Source organism: Croceitalea rosinachiae, assembly GCF_031846445.1.
Taxonomy (GTDB): domain Bacteria; phylum Bacteroidota; class Bacteroidia; order Flavobacteriales; family Flavobacteriaceae; genus Croceitalea; species Croceitalea rosinachiae.
In genome coordinates, this window is the sequence record NZ_JAVRHR010000015.1 from 1 (window position 1) to 742 (window position 742).

Consider the following 742-nt stretch of genomic DNA (forward strand, 5'->3'; position numbering starts at 1 on the left):
AACGAAGGTCTGGGGGTCGATGTCGTTGTTCACAAAACCGAACTCCACCGGCGTGCCGCCGTCCAATATATAGAGGGCACGCACGAAATCGGAACTCTCCTTGTTGTCGTCCGAATCGTCAACGTCCATCGATAGCGATATCGTTCCGCCGATAGGTATAACCTCGGAGGTCCAGGTGCCCACACCACCGGATACATTGGTCCAGAACCTGCCGTCCAATACCTCGAAGGTACCACCGGCGCGCGAAGAGCTCCACGCAGTGGAACCGTTGTCCACAACGTCACCGTTGGACAAATCCTCAAAGTCCTCTAACCAGATCGTGCCGCCAGGGGAAACCTCACCATACGTCGCCGTAACCACCACATCCGAAGATGGAATCGTTACCGTGGTAGAGGAACTGTTGATGTCCGCAACCCCGGACACATCGCCCGTCCAAGAAACGAACTGTTGCCCAGCAGGTGCCGCATCGGCAACGATGTTCACAACATCGCCTGCTGCATAGGTGCCATCGCCGCTTCCGCTGTTCACCGTCAGTTCATAGGTCGTAACATCTATTGGGCCATATGTCGCCGTAACCACCACATCCGAAGATGGAATCGTTACTGTGGTCGAGGAACTGTTGATGTCATCAACCCCGGACACATCGCCCGTCCAAGAAACGAACTGTTGCCCTGCTGGTGCCGCATCGGCAACGATGTTCACCACATCGCCCGCTACATAGCTGCCATCGCCGCTTCCGCTA

At 56.1% G+C, this 742-nt stretch carries 1 protein-coding gene; it reads right to left on the reverse strand.

Annotated features, from left to right (window positions below; genetic code table 11):
- Nucleotides 1-742, reverse strand: a 742-nt coding sequence (locus RM706_RS16445; RefSeq protein ID WP_311353361.1) for an InlB B-repeat-containing protein, incomplete at both ends; no start/stop codon positions are given.